The following is a 15,226-nucleotide window of genomic DNA, read 5'->3' as shown; positions in this document are numbered from 1 at the left end:
GGGTCAGCCGGTGGAAAGACGTTTGATGCGCTGCGCCAGGCGGTCGGTATCGGCCCGCAGACGATCGACCTCGGCCAGCCATTCATCGGCCTCGGCGCGGCCCACCAGGTCGCCGGTTTCCTCGCGCAGGTACTCGGCCAGATCGCGCGGCAGTATATCGGCCGCGCGGCGGGCCAGATCCCGGCCGGCGCGCAGCGCGCGGCCCGCCAGTTCCGCCGGCACGTCGCCCAGGTGTTGGGCCAGCCAGTCCTCGAAATCGATATCCGCCTCCTGCAGCAGGCGCGCGAAGGACTGGGCCAGCCCCACGTCGCCCTCCACGCGAATACCGCCGCCCAGGGCCTCGCCATCGCCGAACAGGTTGCGGGCGAAATCCCCCACCCCGCCGGTCAGGCGCACATCGGGATCATCCACCGGGCCCTGATCCACGCGCATGCCGGTATCGCCCGGGCGAAACACCAGTTCCAGATCCGGCTCCCGCAGCCGGATCGCCAGACAGCGCCCATTCAGCCGGGCGGCGCGGTCGGCGGCAATATCGTCGACCGCCAGCCAGCGCGACAGGGCGATTTCCAGCGCCCCGGTAAATTCACCGGGCAGCTGCATCAGGCGTAACCCCGGTGCACCGCCACGATGCCGCCGGTGAGATTGTGGAACCCACAGCGCTCGAAGCCGGCGTCCCCCATCATCGATCGCAGCGTGCCCTGATCCGGATGCATGCGGATGGATTCGGCCAGGTAGCGGTAGGAATCCTCGTCATCGGCCACCAGCCGGCCCAGGCGCGGCAGTACGGAAAAGGAATAAATGTCGTAGAGCTTGTCCAGCCCCGGCACCGCCGGCTTGGAGAACTCCAGCACCAGAGCACGACCGCCGGGCGCCAGCACCCGTTTCATCTCGGCCAGCGCCGCCGGCTTGTCGGTGACGTTGCGCAGGCCGAAACCGATGGTCACAAGATCGAAGCTGGCATCGGCGAACGGCAGGGCCTCGGCGTCGGCCTGGACCACTTCGAGATTGCCCGCCACGCCGGCGTCGGCCAGCCGGTCGCGGCCGCGGGCCAGCATCCGGCCGTTGATGTCGGACAGCACCACCGACCCGGACGGCCCGGTTCGCCGCGCCATGCCGGCCGCCAGGTCGCCGGTGCCGCCGGCCAGGTCGAGAATCCGCTCGCCGGGCCGGATGGCCGCCAGCTCCAGGGTGAAGTGCTTCCAGAGCCGATGAATGCCCATCGACATGAGGTCATTCATCAGGTCGTAGTTATCCGCCACGGAGTCGAACACTGCCCCGACCCGCCGCGATTTCTCGCCGCGCGGCACGCGCTGGTAGCCGAAGTCGGTGGTGTCGTCAGCGGGGTCGGTCATGGGTCGGGAAGCAGGCCTGAGCAGCTGGCAAGGGTACCTTGAAGCCGGTTTCAGGGACAGTCGAAACGCACGGCGAGCAGCCCCGCAAGGCGCCTTGAAAGGCGCCCTACCGCATGGCTACAGGATGTAGCGCGACAGGTCCTCGTCCTCGGCCAGATCGGCGAGACGGCTGTCGACGTAGGCGGCATCGATGGTCAGCGACTCGCCGCCGCGTTCCGCCGCGTCGAAGGAGATTTCCTCCATCAACCGCTCCATCACCGTATGCAGCCGACGGGCGCCGATGTTCTCGGTGCCCTCGTTGACCTTGAAGGCCACTTCGGCAATGCGGCGCACGCCGTCCGTGGCGAATTCCAGCGAGACATCCTCCACGCCCATCAGCGCCGCGTACTGCTCGGTCAGCGAATGGTTGGGCTCGGTGAGAATGCGCACGAAATCCTCGGCGGACAGGGCCTGAAGTTCCACCCGGATGGGCAGGCGCCCCTGCAGCTCCGGGATCAGGTCCGAGGGCTTGGCCACATGGAAGGCGCCGGAGGCGATGAACAGGATATGGTCCGTGCGCACCATGCCGTACTTGGTGGACACGGTGGAGCCTTCGACCAGCGGCAACAGATCGCGCTGCACGCCTTCGCGGGACACATCGCCGCCGCCAGCGTGCTCGGCCCGCTTGGCCACCTTGTCGATCTCGTCGACGAACACGATGCCGTTGTTCTCCACTGCCTCGATGGCGTCGGCCTTGATCCGTTCCTCGTCCACCAGCTTGGCGGCTTCCTCGTCCACCAGCAGCCGGAAGGCATCGCCGATTTTCACCTTTTTGCGCTGGCTTTTCTGGCCACCCATGTTCTTGAACATGCTCTGCAACTGGCTGGTCATTTCCTCCATGCCCGGCGGCGCCATGATTTCCACATTGGCGCCCTGCTGGCTGAGGTCCAGCTCGATTTCCTTGTCGTCGAGCTTGCCCTCGCGCAGGCGCTTGCGGAACACCTGTCGGGTGGCGGATGACTCGTTGGCCGCCGACTCGCTGTCCCGGGCCGACTGCGGTTGCGGCAGCAGCGCATCGAGAATGCGCTCCTCGGCAGCAATCTCGGCCTCGTGGCGCACGCGATGCACGGCCGCCTCGCGGGCCAGCTTCACCGCCACGTCGGCCAGGTCGCGGATGATCGAATCCACCTCGCGGCCGACGTAGCCGACCTCGGTAAACTTGGTGGCCTCCACCTTGATGAAGGGCGCATCGGCCAGCTTGGCCAGACGGCGGGCGATCTCGGTCTTGCCCACGCCGGTGGGCCCGATCATCAGGATGTTCTTGGGGGTGATCTCGGCGCGGATGTCCTCGCCCAGCTGCATGCGCCGCCAGCGGTTGCGCAGGGCCACCGCCACCGCGCGCTTGGCGTCGGCCTGGCCGATGATGTGGCGGTCCAGTTCGGCCACGATCTGGGCCGGCGTCAGCTGGCCGGCCGAGCGTCGGGCCAGCGGGGTATCGGTGGCGGCATCATTCATCGCCGAGTACCTCGAGCGTAATGTGGTCGTTGGTGTAGATGCAGATGTCGGCGGCAATGCGCATCGCCTTGTCGGCGATTTCCGGGGCCGGCAGATCGGTATTGTCGATCAGCGCCCTGGCCGCGGCCTGCGCAAAGCTGCCGCCGGAGCCGATAGCCATGACATCGTGTTCCGGCTCCATCACGTCGCCGGTGCCGGACAGCATCAGCGTGGTCGAGGCATCGGCCACCAGCAACAGCGCTTCCAGCCGGCGCAGCATGCGATCGGTACGCCAGTCCTTGGCCATATCCACCGCCGCGCGGGTGAGGTTGCCGCTGTGCTGCTCCAGCTTGGATTCGAAGCGCTCGAACAGGGTGAAGGCGTCGGCGGTGCCGCCCGCAAACCCGGCCAGCACCTGATCCTTGTAGAGCCGCCGCACCTTGCGCGCATTGCCCTTGAACAGGGTCGATCCCATCGATACCTGGCCGTCGCCGGCCACCGCCACCACCCCGTTGCGGCGCGCGCACAGGATGGTGGTTCCGCGAAACTGTTCCAAGAAATTCTCCGATTTAAAATGTTGCGCACGGCGAGATCCGGTGCGCTACGTCGGAACTGTTGGGGTCAAGCCGGCCCGCTTCAAGCAGGCATCAATCGCGAGGAGCACCAGAATCCCTTTCAGGTCCGGCGATCACAGCCCGCGTTCGAGCTAACTTTCCATCGCTGCCAAGCGCGAGAAAATACGATCCACACGCGTCGCGAACGCTTTCGGGTCACCAGTTTCCAGCAGGGTCACACGTTCCGCGAGAAGTGCTGCGCGAAAAGCGTCCTCTCCCGATTGGCTGCCCGAAATGCCGGCCAGTTCAGTCAGGTATTCACCTTCCCCCACGGCTAAATCAAGTTTAACCATGGCTGCATTCAGCAGCGAGAATTTCACGATGCGCTGTGCAGGATTCAGTCCGGCCTGACCGTCGCGTATCAGTTGAACGTGGTAGGAATCTTCGGCATACCGCACCACCGACCCGGAGAGAATGTCGGTTCCCCATGACAGAACGAACGTCGAATTAATCATGGCAACGTTATTGAACGTCGTCTCGGGTTTGAAGCTCTGACTCTCGTACCCGTTCTTTTCCACGCGAATTTCGGGCGGCGCGCCGGCGCGTTGAATCGTCAGCGTCACATCGCCTTCCCCGACGAGGCGACCTTCCCGATATATTTTCGCGTCTTCCGGGTCAGTCGAAATACGAATATCGTCGCTGGTACCAGAAAATATCGTTGCACAACCACCCGTTACGATCGCCAAAAAAATTACACTGAACGCGATCGCGCTTCGACACATAAGCCTTCTCCCAGCAAGCACAACACAAAAAACTCCGTCGGAATGGTACGCACCGACTCAATGTCACGCGATTGAGCTTTCCACCCCGCAGCGTATGCCGACTACTCTTCCTCGTAGCTGCGGTGGGCCCGCGGATGCGCCGCGTCGTACACCGAGGCCAACCGCTGGAAGTCCAGATGGGTGTAGATCTGCGTGGTGGCAATGTCGGCGTGGCCCAGCAGCTCCTGTACCGCGCGCAGGTCGCCACTGGATTCCAGCAGGTGGGTGGCAAACGAGTGCCGCAGCTTGTGCGGATGCAGGTGGGCGTCCAGCCCCTGGCGCCGCCCCCAGACTGCCAGCCGCCGGGCCACGCTGGTCCGGGCCAGACGCCCGCCACGACGCGAAACGAACAGCGCAGTTTCGTCGGCCGTGGCCCAGTCGGCGCGAATCGGCAGCCAGCGGCGCAGTGCGTCGATCGCCTTGCGGCCCAGCGGCACGCGCCGCTGCTTGCGGCCCTTGCCAAGCGCCGTGAGTTCGCCGGCGGCCAGATCCACGTCGTGCAGCTCCAGCCCCACCAGTTCCGCCAGCCGCAGGCCGCTGGCGTAGAAGACTTCCATGATCGCCCGGTCGCGCTGGGCGATCGGATCGTCGCTGTCGATTTCCAGCAGCTGATGGGTCTGATCGACATCCAGCGTCTTCGGCAGCGGCCGGGCCCGCTTGGGCGCGCGTACCGAACGGGCGGGATTACTGGCCGCCGCCCCCTCGCGAATCAGCCAGTTGTAGAAACTGCGCAGGCTGGACAGGAAACGGGCGAGGCTGGCCGGTGACGCGCCGCGGCGATGGCGGGCCGCGACCAGCACGCGCATGTGGTGCAGGTCCGCCTTTGCCCAGTCGGAAACACCCTGTTCCTGCAGCGCCGCGCGGGCGGCTGTCAGATCACGCCGGTAGGCGCTAACCGTGTGGGGTGAAGCGTGACGTTCGCGCGTGAGGCTGGCGCAGAACCGGTCGACGAGGGCCTCGTCTTCCGCGCTCATGGCATGGGCTCAGAGATGCCGCCGGCAGGCCGCGGTGACGAGATTGCCCATCAACTCCAGGAACAGCGTGCCCATGTCCGGCACGAAACGGCGTGAATCGCGGCTGCCGAGCACCAGGGCACCGTGCACCTTGTCCTCGCCCAGCGGAATGAGCGCGGCGGATTGCGGCGGGGTATCCCCGGCATCGGCAAACAGCGCCGTGACCTGATCCTCGGTCAGCGGCCCGCAGATCGGCTTGCCGCGCCGGAATAGGTTGGTCAGCGCCTGCATCGCTTCGCCGTCGCGCGGCAGCGCATGGATGCCACCGACATTCTCGTCGATGCCGGTGAACCCGATGAACATGGCGTCCACCTTGAGTTCGCGCTTGAGGAACTCACGCAGACGGGTCGCCAGCTGGTCGGCGTCGTCGGCGCCCAGCAGCACCCTGGCCAGCCCGTTGAGATGCTGCACCCGGGTCTCGTTATCGCGGGCGGTATCGATGAGTTCACGCAGCCGGGCGTGGGTATCGTGATTGTCCCGACGCAGGGATGCCACCTGACGTTCGATCAGCGACACCGCGCTGCCGGTGTCATGGCGCACATCCAGCGCCTCGAGTACCGCCGGATGACGCTGCAGGAAGTCCGGGTTGGCCTGGAGATAGGCCGCCACTTCGGCTTCGTCCAGAGTCGGGACGGGATCCTGATCGGCCTTGGGTTCGCTCATCGACATCACCTTGAAACAGACTGCGCTTGCGCCCGGATAGCTACGATTCAACGGCCGCCATGGTTGCCGGCGGTTTCCATCGACATCGGCAACCGGCCGTCGAAGACATGCGTGGCGGGTCCGGTCAGATACACCGGCTCGCCTTCCCCTGCCCAGCTTACCGCGAGTTGCCCGCCGGGCAAGTCCACCCGTACCGTTTCGTCCAGCCCGTGGAACAGCCGGCCGGCAATCATCGCCGCACAGGCCCCGCTGCCACAGGCCCGGGTTTCGCCCACGCCGCGCTCGAATACCCGCAGCGCCACGTGGTCCGGCCCGTGGATCGCCATGAACCCCACGTTGACCCGCGCCGGGAAACGGGGATGGCGCTCGACGGCCGGCCCCTGCACCGATACCGGTGCGCTGTCCACGTCATCCACCACCATGACGGCGTGCGGATTGCCGATGGCCAGGGCATGCACCATCAGTTCGCGGCCGCCGTCCATGGCCAGGTTGTACGTCGGTTCACGGCGCGGCGCTTCAAACGGGATATCGGCCGGTTCGAACACCGGCACACCCAGGTCGACCCGGACCTGGCCGTCATCGGCAATCGCCAGCGTCATGCGGCCGGCAATGGTGGCGACCACCAGCGGATTGCGATCACTCAGGCCGCGATCCCGCACGAAACGGGCGAAACAGCGGGCGCCGTTGCCGCACTGGCCGGACTCCGAGCCATCGGCGTTGTAAATGCGATAACCGAAATCCACGTCGGGCGCGGGCGGCGGTTCCACCACCAGAATCTGGTCGCAGCCGACACCCAGGCGGCGGTCGGCCACAGCCCGGGCCAGTTCCGGGGTCATGGTCAGGGGCTCGCGGGTGGCGTCGAACACGACGAAGTCGTTGCCCAGCCCGTGCATCTTGGCGAACTCGCGGGTCATGAGGCGGACGGCGGGCCGCGGCGGTAACTCGCCTCGAAGCGGTGGGTGGCCTCGCCGGCGGCGCCGCACTGCAGTTCGAATGTCACCGAGTCGCCGGGCGCCGGGGCCTCGGGCGGGGCGGACAGCATCACGTGCGCGCCGCCCGGGCGCAGGGCCACCCGCTCGCCGGGGCCGACCGACAGTTCATCGAGATGCGCCATGGTGGCCTGGCCATCCCGGTCGACCGTTTCGTGCATCATCACGCGCTTGAAATCCGGGCTGGTGACACCGGTGACAATCACCCGGCGATTGCCCGGGTTGTGCAGTTCGAAATACGCCGCCTGCATCGGCGCGCCGGGCGGCGGCAGCCTCACCCAGGGGGCCTCCACGCGCAGGCCACCGCAATCCGGCGCGGGCGCGCCGGGCGCGCAGCCCGCCCCGATCACGAGGCAACCCAGCCCGATCAGGCCGGCGCGGTGGCGGAAATTCGGCATTCAACCTGTCCTGCATGCGGTCCCATTTCGTTATACTATCGCATCAACACTCGCGCGATTGGCCTGCCATGCGGCTTGGAACAGCAAAACTCGACGGCCTGGCGGTGGCATTTTCCGCCATCTGCCTGGTGCATTGCCTGATGCTGCCGGTGGCCGTGACCATGATGCCGGTGCTGGGCGCCACGCTCAGCCACGGCGCGTTCCATGACCTGATGCTGATCGTGGTACTGCCCACCAGCCTGATCGCCTTCGGCATCGGCTGTCACCGTCACCGCAGCCGCGGCGTGGCCGCGCTGGGCGGGCTTGGCCTGGCCATGCTGATCGTGGCCGCGCTGGCCGTGGACAGCGTCTGGGGCGAACACGCCGAACGCTCGATCACCATGGTCGGGGGGCTCGTGCTGGCGGCCGCGCATATCCTGAACTTCCGCCTCTGCCGGCAGGCCGACTGCCCCGACCACTGCCACTGATCGCCGTGGACCGGCACCTGCTCGACGTTCTGGTCTGCCCGGTCACCGGCGCCGCCGTTCACCGCCTTGAGCCGGACGAGCGCGATCGCGTCAATGCCCGCATCCGGTCCGGCGAGGCCCGCTATGTCGACGGCACGGTGGTCGATGAAGCGCTGGACGAGGCGCTGATCACCGACGATCACCACACCATCTACCGGATTGACGACGGCATCCCCGTGATGCTGCCCGACCGCGGCATCCCCTGCGAGTAGAATCGACCGTCCCCGAATCCGCGGCCATCGCGGCCAGCACGCGCCATGCAACTTTTCGTCGATCAAATCACCGTCATCGACTGCGGCGTTCTCGACCGCCTGCGCGGTTTGATGGGCGTGAGCTGGATCGTGGACCTGAGCCTGACCGGGGAGATCGACACCCACACCGGCATGATCGTGGACTTCGGCCCGGTCAAGACGCTGGTGAAGCAACGCCTGGACGCCCTGGTGGATCATCGCCTGCTGGTGCCCGGCCAGGCCGCCGGTCTGGACCGGGCCGACACCGATGACGGCCTGTCCCTGCATTTTCACGACGACGCCGGTTATCGGGTGGATTACCTGGCCCCGGCCGACGCCGTCTGTATCCTGCCCACCGATACCGTCGAGCCGGCCGCGATCGCGGCGCTGCTGGAGGCCGATCTGCGGCCGCGGCTGCCCGACCGGGTCAGCGGGTTGTCGCTGACCCTGCGCGAAGAGGCCATCCCCGGCGCCGAATACCAGTACTGCCACGGCCTGGCCGCCCACGACGGCAACTGCCAGCGACTGGCCCACGGCCACCGCTGCCGGCTCGAGGTCGAGGTGGACGGCCAGCCCAGCCCGGCCCACGCGCAGCGCTGGTCACGGCAGTGGCGTCAGGTATTTCTCGGCAGCCGGGAACATCTGATCGGGGACCCCAGTACTACCCGCCACCGGTTCGGCTACACCGCCGACCAGGGCCGGTTCGAGCTGGAACTGGACGCCCGCCGCTGTGTGCTGCTGGACGGCCCCAGCACGGTGGAGAACATCGCCCGCCACATCGCCGAACAGCTCAAGCGGGAACAACCCAACCACCGGTTCCGGGTGCGCGCCTTCGAGGGCGTGCACAAGGGCGCGGTCGCAGAAACCTAAGGTAAGGACCCTCTGACCTATTCCCCGCGGCCTGCGCCGGTGTCCTTTGCGCGTGGCTGGCAAGGAATGAGGAGTGCGATTTGCTGATTGCAAATAAGCGACGAATGACGCCGTCCAGGCGCGCGCAAAGGCCCGGCCGCGAAGCGGTTTGGCCCAAGCCACGCCACACCTGCGTTGCCCGGCTTGACCGTGGACCCCGCCACGGCGCGGCGCCGGGCGCCTTGTTGTGACGCGGCTTGGGACGCAAACGCAGGTCGCGGGGAATAGGTCAGAGGGTCCTCAACCAGCCGCCTGCAACGCCGGCATCACCTCGCCATCCTCGGGTAGCCCCCGATCCAGGAAATAGTCCTGCGGATCGGTACCGTCGTAACGACGTTCCTGCACGAAACGCCGGATGATCGCGGCGCATTCGTTGGCGCGTACCACCAGGAACAGATGGCCGCCGCCGCGGATCACGTGCAGATAGGACTTCGGGATCAGCCAGTACAGCAGCCGCACATTGCCCAGCGGAATCAGCGGATCGTCGTCGCCGCCCATCACCAGCGTCGGGCAGCGCAGCCGGTGCAGTTTGTGGGCACTGGTCCAGTAGGCGCCGGCCAGCAACTGATAGATGTAGCCGCGCATCGACGGCGGCCGGGTGAGCGAACCATGGCGCTCGATCAGTTCCGGACGCCGTCGCATCAGCCCGCCATAGATCTCGGGCGCCACCTCGGCCAGATAGTTGCGCGACACATATCGCTTGGGCGTGATCATGCGCATCAGCACCCCCGGCCGCGCTGGCAGCGCGATCATGCCGGCCGAGGTGGCCGCCAATACCAGCCGATTGGTGCGTTCCGGGAACTGCAGCGCGAACTGCTGGGCCATGGCCCCGCCCCAGGACACCCCGGCCACGTTGACCGCGCCGGGATAACCCAGGGTATCCAGCAGCTTGACCGTCATCCGGGCCAGGCCGGAAAACCGCCTGGGCCAGCGTGTGGGCGGCGATTCGCCGGTGCCCGGCATGTCGAAGATGATCAGCTCCATGTCATCCAGCGCGTCCATCAGCGGCTGGACGATGTCGAGGTTGGCGCCGATGCCGTTGAACAGCAGCAGCGGGCGCCCGCGGCCGCTGCGGGTCGCCACCCGCAGGCGGATGCCGTCGACCTCGACGAACTCCACCCGCATGGCGCGATTCCGGGTCAGGGCCCCGGCCGGCGCGGTCGCCGACTTCCGGGCACCGGTGGGCTTGACCATGGCTACCATCCCGCAAACCTCCTGGGTCGAAATCCGATCGTCCTGAGGGTATCGGCGGGCATGGCGCTGACTGCACGGACACGGGCCGGATCGACCATGATCCGAACCGGCTGATGATGGAACGCCTTCCCCCGACGTGGCCTTCGAGCCTACGCAAACCCCGGAAACTCGGCAAGCCGACGGAAACCGGTGTTACCGAAGGCTATTTCTGAAAGACGTAACGGCCCGGCGCCGGATCGGCCGGCGGGTAGTTGCGACTGCCCAGCGCAGTCGGGGCCGCCGCCGTGGCACCGCCGTGCCCGCGCACCCAGTCCAGCCAGGGAATCCACCAGGAACCCTTGTTCGCCTGCGCGCCGGCCAGCCAGTTGCCGGCATCCTGATCATAGTCGTCGTTGGTGAAGTAGCGGGCCCGCGTATTGGTGGGCGGATTCACGATCGACTGGATGTGCCCGGACGACGACAGCACAAAGCGGACATCGCCGCCGAACAACTGCGTCGAGCGGTAGCAGGCCTGCCAGGGGGTGATGTGGTCGGTCTCGCCGGCAATGATGAACACGTCACAGGTGACCTGCGAGAGGTCAATCGGGGTGCCCAGCAGCTTGAGACTGCCCGGCCGCAGCAGCGGATTGTCGCGGAACAGATTGAGCAGATCGGCGTGGAACCGGGCCGGCAGCCGGGTGGTGTCATTGTTCCAGTAGAGCACGTCGAACGCCGGCGGATCGTTGCCCATCACGTAGTTGTTGGCCACGAAGTTCCACACCAGATCCTCGGGCCGCAGCCAGGCGAAGGCGCGGGCCATCTCGGCGCCGTCCAGCACCCCGCGTGCGCTGCTGCGCAGGATCGCCGCATTGATGGCAGTGTCGCTGGAAAACAGCCCGAGCAGCGTGCGGGCGCGGGTGTCCAGCACCGTAACCAGCAGCGTCAGGCAGGCGATCTTGTCGCCCTCGCCGGCGGCCACCATGTGCGCCAGGAGTACCGCCGCGGTAAATCCCCCGGCGCAGGCGGCCATGACCTTGGCCGAGGGCGCGCCCGTAATTTCCAGTACCGCGTCGATGGCTTCCTTGGCGGCGGACACGTAGGTATCCATCCCCCACTCGCGCTGGGCCGCGGTCGGGTTGCGCCAGGACAGCACGAACATGGGCTGGCCGTGGTCCACGGCGAAGCGCACGAAGCTCTTGTCCTCGTTGAGATCGACGATGTAATACTTGTTGATCTGCGGCGGAATCAGCACCACCGGGATGGCATCCACCTCGGCCGTGGTGGGCACGTACTGGATCACCTCGCAGACGGCATTGCGGAACACCACCGCGCCGCGGGTATTGGCCAGATTGCGGCCCACCTGGAACGGGCGCGGGTCCACCTGGCTGGGCATGCCGCCGTTGCTCGCCAGGTCGCGGGCGAGATTGCGCAGGCCGCGCACCATCGACAGGCCGCGGGTCCGGCGGGCGTTGTCCAGGAAGCCGGGATTGCCGAAGGGATTGTTCACCGGCGCGGCCGCGGCGAGCACCTGATTGAGCACAAACCGGGCGCGCTCCATGTCCTCGTCGTCGGCGTCGATGCTTTCGAGAATGTCGACCAGGCTCCGCGACCAGGCCAGATAGGTCTGCATCAGGCGACGGTAGTAGCCGCTGCGCTGCCAGATGGCGTGCTGGAAACGGCGGTCACCGGCTTCCGGCTCGATTCGCGAGCGGCCGGCCAGGATCGCCACCAGTTCGCGGGCAAAGCGCCACTCGTGACGGGCCACGGTAAGCGGATTCAGTGACAGCAGCCGCAGCAGTCGCGACACCGCATCAAGCAGGTCCTCGCGGGTCATGCCCACCACCGGGTTGGCCCCGAGCGCGTTCTCCGCCGCCGGACGTGCCGGGTCCGCCGGCGGTGCTGCGCCGTTGGAACGCGAGCTGTTCGAAACCTTGCTGGTTGACGCTGCCATGCCTGTCCGTGTCGATGAAACCGCATGCCGCGACGCCGTGGCCGGGCGTCGACAGGCTAGCACCGGCCACTGAGCCTCACCAGCAGCCCCGGCAGCCCGCGGTTGACGTGTTTACAATGACGCGATGCCGGCGTCGACCCAATCACACGCATGATCCGCAACCTGGTACAGCAGGCCGAAGACTGGGTATGGGGCACCCCCCCTGCCGATCTGACGGTGCCGCGCCGCTGGGCGGTGATCGCGGCACGCCTGGTCCATGTACTGATCCGCGACATCTTCGACGGCCAGATCACGATGCGGGCCATGGGGCTGGTCTACACCACCCTGCTGTCGCTGGTGCCGCTGCTGGCGCTAAGCTTCTCCCTGCTCAAGGCCTTCGGCATCCATAACGCCTTGCAGCCGGTGCTGCTGCGCTTTCTGGCGCCCATCGGCGACGGGGCGGCCGAGATCGCCGAGACCATCATCGGCTTCGTCGAGAACATCAAGGTGGGCGTGCTGGGTGTGGTGGGCCTGGGCCTGCTGCTCTACGGGGTGATCTCGCTGATCCAGAAGGTGGAGGGCGGCTGCAACTACATCTGGCAGGTGCGCCAGCCCCGCAGTCTGGGTCGGCGCTTCTCGGAATACCTGAGCGTGCTGATCGTCGGCCCGCTGGTGATCCTCAGCGCCACCAGCATGACCGCCTCGGTAACCAGCAACGCGCTGGTCCAGCAGATCGCGGCGATCGAGCCGTTCGGCACCACCCTGCTGCTGGTGGGCAAGCTGCTGCCGTTCTTTCTGTACAGCGCCGGCTTTACCTTCCTGTTCCTGTTCATGCCCAACACCCGGGTGCGGTTGCTGCCGGCCGCCGCCGGCGGGATGTTCTCGGGTGTGCTGTGGCAGACCGCGAGTCTGGCCTTCGCCAGCTTCGCCAGCGGCGCCAGCAACGTCAACGCCATTTATTCCAGTTTCGCGCTACTGATTTTCCTGCTGATCTGGCTATATGTCTCGTGGCTGATCATGCTGCTGGGCTGCCGGGTGGCCTTCCTGCTGCAGCATCCGGAACAGCTCAACCGCGGCGACTACCCGCCGCGGCTGGGCGCCGCCCGGGAGGAATCCCTGGCGCTGCAGATCATGGCGCAGATCGGCCACCGCTACATCGGCGCCCGGCCGCCCTGGCAGCAGGACGAACTGGCCCATCACCTGCACGCGGTGCCCGCGCACGTCTATGACATCGTCGATCGATTGACCCGCGCGGGCCTGCTGGCGGAGACCGGTCCGAACGACAGTGGCGTGCTGCCGCGCCGCGATATCGACAGCCTCACGGTGGACACGGTGCTGGAGGCCGTTCGCACCAGCAAGGAAGCCCTGATCGTCGCCCCGCGGGAAGACCGCGTGCAGCAGCGCGTGGCCGAAACCCTGCGGCAACTGCAGGATGCCCGTTCCAGCGCCCTGGCCGGCATGACCATCCGGCAACTGGCGGCCGACGGCGCGGAAACCGTTCCGTCGCCGGCCCCCGTTGCCCCACATCAACAAGCCGAGGAATCCGTATGAACCGCGTCTGGCTCGACCATTATCCGGCTGGCATCGGCTTCGACGTCGATACCGACCGCTACCCCTCCCTGGCCGCCGCGCTGGAGGACAGCTGCGACCGTTTCGCCGACCGCACGGCCTTCTCCAGCATGGACGCCACGCTGAGTTATGCCGACGTGCAACGGCGGTCGCGCGAGTTCGCGGCCTACCTGCAGAGCGAACTGGGCATGGGGAAGGGCGATCGCATCGCCATCATGATGCCCAACTGCCTGCAGTACGTGGTGGCGCTGTTCGGGGCCATCCGCGCCGGGCTGGTGGTGGTCAATGTCAATCCGCTGTACACCGCCCGGGAGCTGGAACACCAGCTTGCCGACTCCGGCGCCCAGGCCATCGTGGTGATGGAGAACTTCGCCGCCACCCTGGAAAAGGTGATCGACACGGTGCCCACCAAGACCGTGGTTACCACGCAGCTGGGCGACATGCTCGGCTTTCCCAAGGGCCTGATCACCAATGCCGTGGTCAAACACGTCAAGAAGATGGTGCCCAGGTGGAACCTGCCCGGCGCGACCGATTTCGGCGACGCCCTCAAGCGTGGCGCGCGGGCCGATTTCAACCCGCCCGAGATCACCCAGGAGGATCTGGTGTTCCTGCAGTACACCGGCGGCACCACCGGGCCGGCCAAGGGCGCCATGCTGTCGCACGGCAACCTGGTGGCCAACCTGCAGCAATGCCACGCCTGGTTCCAGCACTACGTCAACACCGAGACCGAAGAAGTCATCATCACCGCACTACCGATGTACCACGTGTTCGCGCTGACGGTGAATACGCTGATCTTCTTCACCCTGGGCGGCAAAAACGTGCTGATCACCAACCCCCGCGACATGCCGGGCTTCGTGAAGGAGCTGGGCAAGCAGCCGTTCACCGCCATAACCGGTGTCAATACGCTGTTCAACGGTCTGCTCAACACGCCCGGGTTCGAAGCGCTCGACTTTTCCACCCTGAAGTTCGCCATGGGCGGCGGCATGGCGGTGCAGAAACCCGTGGCCGAGCGCTGGAAACAGGTCACCGGCGTGCCCATCGTGGAAGGCTACGGGCTGTCCGAAACGTCGCCAGTTGCCACCTGCAACCGCCTGGATCTGGAGGAATTCAACCATTCCATAGGCCTGCCCGCGCCCGCCACCGACGTGGTCATCCGCGACGACGACAACAACGACGTGGCCATGGGTGAATCCGGCGAGCTGTGTATCAAGGGCCCGCAGGTGATGCAGGGCTACTGGAACAAGCCCGAGGCCAACGAGGAGGCATTCTCGCCCGACGGCTATTTCCGCACCGGCGATATCGCGCGGATGGACGAGAAGGGCTATTTCTACATCGTTGACCGCAAGAAGGACATGATCCTGGTTTCGGGTTTCAACGTGTTCCCCAACGAGATCGAGGACGTGGTGGCCGGCCATCCCGGCGTGCTCGAGGGCGCGGCCATCGGTGTGCCCGACGACAAGTCCGGCGAAGCGGTGAAGCTGTTCATCGTCAGGAAGGATCCCGGCCTGACAGAACAGAGCGTGCGGGACTTCTGCAAAGAGAACCTCACCGGCTACAAGCAGCCGAAGTACATCGACTTCATCGACGAAGTGCCCAAATCGCCGGTAGGCAAGATTCTCCGGCGGCAACTTCGCTGAGGCAGCCCC

The 15,226-nt window shown here is 66.5% G+C and carries 16 protein-coding genes; 5 read left to right on the top strand and 11 right to left on the bottom strand.

Annotation, left to right across the window (positions count from 1 at the left end):
• Positions 1-3: 3 nt before the first annotated feature.
• The 9 genes from RM531_RS13860 to RM531_RS13820 form a co-directional block, all read right to left on the bottom strand.
• Positions 4-600: a ubiquinone biosynthesis accessory factor UbiJ gene (locus tag RM531_RS13860; protein ID WP_311660066.1), complete on the bottom strand. Its 597-nt coding sequence runs from the start codon at positions 598-600 to the stop codon at positions 4-6.
• Positions 600-1,352 carry a bifunctional demethylmenaquinone methyltransferase/2-methoxy-6-polyprenyl-1,4-benzoquinol methylase UbiE gene (gene ubiE, locus RM531_RS13855; protein ID WP_311660065.1) on the bottom strand — a complete coding sequence of 251 codons (753 nt, stop codon included), beginning with the start codon at positions 1,350-1,352 and terminating at the stop codon, positions 600-602. Before ubiE ends, RM531_RS13860 begins: the two co-directional genes overlap by 1 nt.
• Before the next feature lie 117 nt (positions 1,353-1,469).
• A complete protein-coding gene (hslU, locus tag RM531_RS13850) occupies positions 1,470-2,846 on the bottom strand; it encodes an ATP-dependent protease ATPase subunit HslU (RefSeq protein WP_311660064.1) in 1,377 nt (458 codons plus the stop codon).
• Positions 2,839-3,381, bottom strand: a complete 543-nt coding sequence (gene hslV, locus RM531_RS13845; protein ID WP_311651511.1) for an ATP-dependent protease subunit HslV — start codon at positions 3,379-3,381, stop codon at positions 2,839-2,841. Before hslV ends, hslU begins: the two co-directional genes overlap by 8 nt.
• A gap of 150 nt (positions 3,382-3,531) precedes the next feature.
• The gene (locus tag RM531_RS13840; RefSeq protein ID WP_311660062.1) at positions 3,532-4,161 is read right to left on the bottom strand and encodes a PEGA domain-containing protein; all 630 of its coding nucleotides are present in this window, start codon (positions 4,159-4,161) and stop codon (positions 3,532-3,534) included.
• Positions 4,162-4,262: 101 nt separating this feature from the next.
• On the bottom strand, positions 4,263-5,174 hold the full coding sequence (gene xerC, locus RM531_RS13835; protein ID WP_311660060.1) for a tyrosine recombinase XerC: 912 nt from the start codon (positions 5,172-5,174) through the stop codon (positions 4,263-4,265).
• Positions 5,175-5,183: 9 nt separating this feature from the next.
• A complete protein-coding gene (locus tag RM531_RS13830; protein WP_311660059.1) occupies positions 5,184-5,876 on the bottom strand; it encodes a DUF484 family protein in 693 nt (230 codons plus the stop codon).
• 47 nt (positions 5,877-5,923) lie between these two features.
• Complete coding sequence (gene dapF / locus RM531_RS13825; RefSeq protein WP_311660057.1) at positions 5,924-6,790, bottom strand: diaminopimelate epimerase; 867 nt, start codon at positions 6,788-6,790, stop codon at positions 5,924-5,926.
• Positions 6,787-7,263 (bottom strand): copper chaperone PCu(A)C, encoded by a 477-nt coding sequence (locus tag RM531_RS13820; RefSeq protein ID WP_311660055.1) that lies wholly within the window; start codon positions 7,261-7,263, stop codon positions 6,787-6,789. The genes dapF and RM531_RS13820 overlap by 4 nt, the downstream gene beginning before the upstream one ends.
• A gap of 68 nt (positions 7,264-7,331) precedes the next feature.
• On the opposite strand from RM531_RS13820, the gene RM531_RS13815 reads away from it, so the two are divergent.
• From RM531_RS13815 to RM531_RS13805, 3 genes are read left to right on the top strand one after another with little or no spacing between them, the layout of a single operon-like run.
• Complete coding sequence (locus RM531_RS13815; protein WP_311660053.1) at positions 7,332-7,730, top strand: MerC domain-containing protein; 399 nt, start codon at positions 7,332-7,334, stop codon at positions 7,728-7,730.
• Between the two features lie 5 nt (positions 7,731-7,735).
• Positions 7,736-7,981 carry a Trm112 family protein gene (locus RM531_RS13810; protein WP_311660051.1) on the top strand — a complete coding sequence of 82 codons (246 nt, stop codon included), beginning with the start codon at positions 7,736-7,738 and terminating at the stop codon, positions 7,979-7,981.
• 45 nt (positions 7,982-8,026) lie between these two features.
• Positions 8,027-8,869 (top strand): 6-carboxytetrahydropterin synthase, encoded by an 843-nt coding sequence (locus RM531_RS13805; protein WP_311660049.1) that lies wholly within the window; start codon positions 8,027-8,029, stop codon positions 8,867-8,869.
• Positions 8,870-9,148: 279 nt separating this feature from the next.
• Here the strand turns inward: RM531_RS13805 and phaZ are convergent, their stop codons facing one another.
• Together phaZ and RM531_RS13795 are read right to left on the bottom strand one after the other, a co-directional pair.
• Entirely contained in the window at positions 9,149-10,033 is an 885-nt protein-coding gene (gene phaZ, locus RM531_RS13800) for a poly(3-hydroxyalkanoate) depolymerase (RefSeq protein ID WP_349255449.1), read from the bottom strand.
• 271 nt (positions 10,034-10,304) lie between these two features.
• A complete protein-coding gene (locus tag RM531_RS13795; protein ID WP_311660046.1) occupies positions 10,305-12,032 on the bottom strand; it encodes an alpha/beta fold hydrolase in 1,728 nt (575 codons plus the stop codon).
• A gap of 150 nt (positions 12,033-12,182) precedes the next feature.
• On the opposite strand from RM531_RS13795, the gene RM531_RS13790 reads away from it, so the two are divergent.
• Together RM531_RS13790 and RM531_RS13785 are read left to right on the top strand one after the other, a co-directional pair.
• A complete protein-coding gene (locus RM531_RS13790; protein WP_311660044.1) occupies positions 12,183-13,562 on the top strand; it encodes a YihY/virulence factor BrkB family protein in 1,380 nt (459 codons plus the stop codon).
• The gene (locus RM531_RS13785) at positions 13,559-15,217 is read left to right on the top strand and encodes an AMP-binding protein (RefSeq protein WP_311660042.1); all 1,659 of its coding nucleotides are present in this window, start codon (positions 13,559-13,561) and stop codon (positions 15,215-15,217) included. The genes RM531_RS13790 and RM531_RS13785 overlap by 4 nt, the downstream gene beginning before the upstream one ends.
• Positions 15,218-15,226: the final 9 nt, after the last annotated feature.

Origin of the sequence: Spectribacter acetivorans (assembly GCF_031846305.1) — a bacterium.
GTDB classification, from domain to species: domain Bacteria; phylum Pseudomonadota; class Gammaproteobacteria; order Nevskiales; family Salinisphaeraceae; genus Spectribacter; species Spectribacter acetivorans.
This window is presented reverse-complemented; position numbering and strand designations above follow the sequence as displayed.

What these genes read in the sequence shown, in the direction of transcription:
- RM531_RS13830 (WP_311660059.1), bottom strand. Translation starts at nt 5,876, where the DNA reads ATGAGCGAACCCAAGGCCGATCAGGATCCCGTCCCGACTCTGGACGAA.
- dapF (WP_311660057.1), bottom strand. Translation starts at nt 6,790, where the DNA reads ATGACCCGCGAGTTCGCCAAGATGCACGGGCTGGGCAACGACTTCGTC.
- phaZ (WP_349255449.1), bottom strand. Translation starts at nt 10,033, where the DNA reads ATGCGGGTGGAGTTCGTCGAGGTCGACGGCATCCGCCTGCGGGTGGCG.
- hslU (WP_311660064.1), bottom strand. Translation starts at nt 2,846, where the DNA reads ATGAATGATGCCGCCACCGATACCCCGCTGGCCCGACGCTCGGCCGGC.
- RM531_RS13790 (WP_311660044.1), top strand. Translation starts at nt 12,183, where the DNA reads ATGATCCGCAACCTGGTACAGCAGGCCGAAGACTGGGTATGGGGCACC.
- ubiE (WP_311660065.1), bottom strand. Translation starts at nt 1,352, where the DNA reads ATGACCGACCCCGCTGACGACACCACCGACTTCGGCTACCAGCGCGTG.
- RM531_RS13805 (WP_311660049.1), top strand. Translation starts at nt 8,027, where the DNA reads ATGCAACTTTTCGTCGATCAAATCACCGTCATCGACTGCGGCGTTCTC.
- RM531_RS13815 (WP_311660053.1), top strand. Translation starts at nt 7,332, where the DNA reads ATGCGGCTTGGAACAGCAAAACTCGACGGCCTGGCGGTGGCATTTTCC.
- RM531_RS13860 (WP_311660066.1), bottom strand. Translation starts at nt 600, where the DNA reads ATGCAGCTGCCCGGTGAATTTACCGGGGCGCTGGAAATCGCCCTGTCG.
- xerC (WP_311660060.1), bottom strand. Translation starts at nt 5,174, where the DNA reads ATGAGCGCGGAAGACGAGGCCCTCGTCGACCGGTTCTGCGCCAGCCTC.
- RM531_RS13840 (WP_311660062.1), bottom strand. Translation starts at nt 4,161, where the DNA reads ATGTGTCGAAGCGCGATCGCGTTCAGTGTAATTTTTTTGGCGATCGTA.
- RM531_RS13785 (WP_311660042.1), top strand. Translation starts at nt 13,559, where the DNA reads ATGAACCGCGTCTGGCTCGACCATTATCCGGCTGGCATCGGCTTCGAC.
- RM531_RS13795 (WP_311660046.1), bottom strand. Translation starts at nt 12,032, where the DNA reads ATGGCAGCGTCAACCAGCAAGGTTTCGAACAGCTCGCGTTCCAACGGC.
- RM531_RS13820 (WP_311660055.1), bottom strand. Translation starts at nt 7,263, where the DNA reads ATGCCGAATTTCCGCCACCGCGCCGGCCTGATCGGGCTGGGTTGCCTC.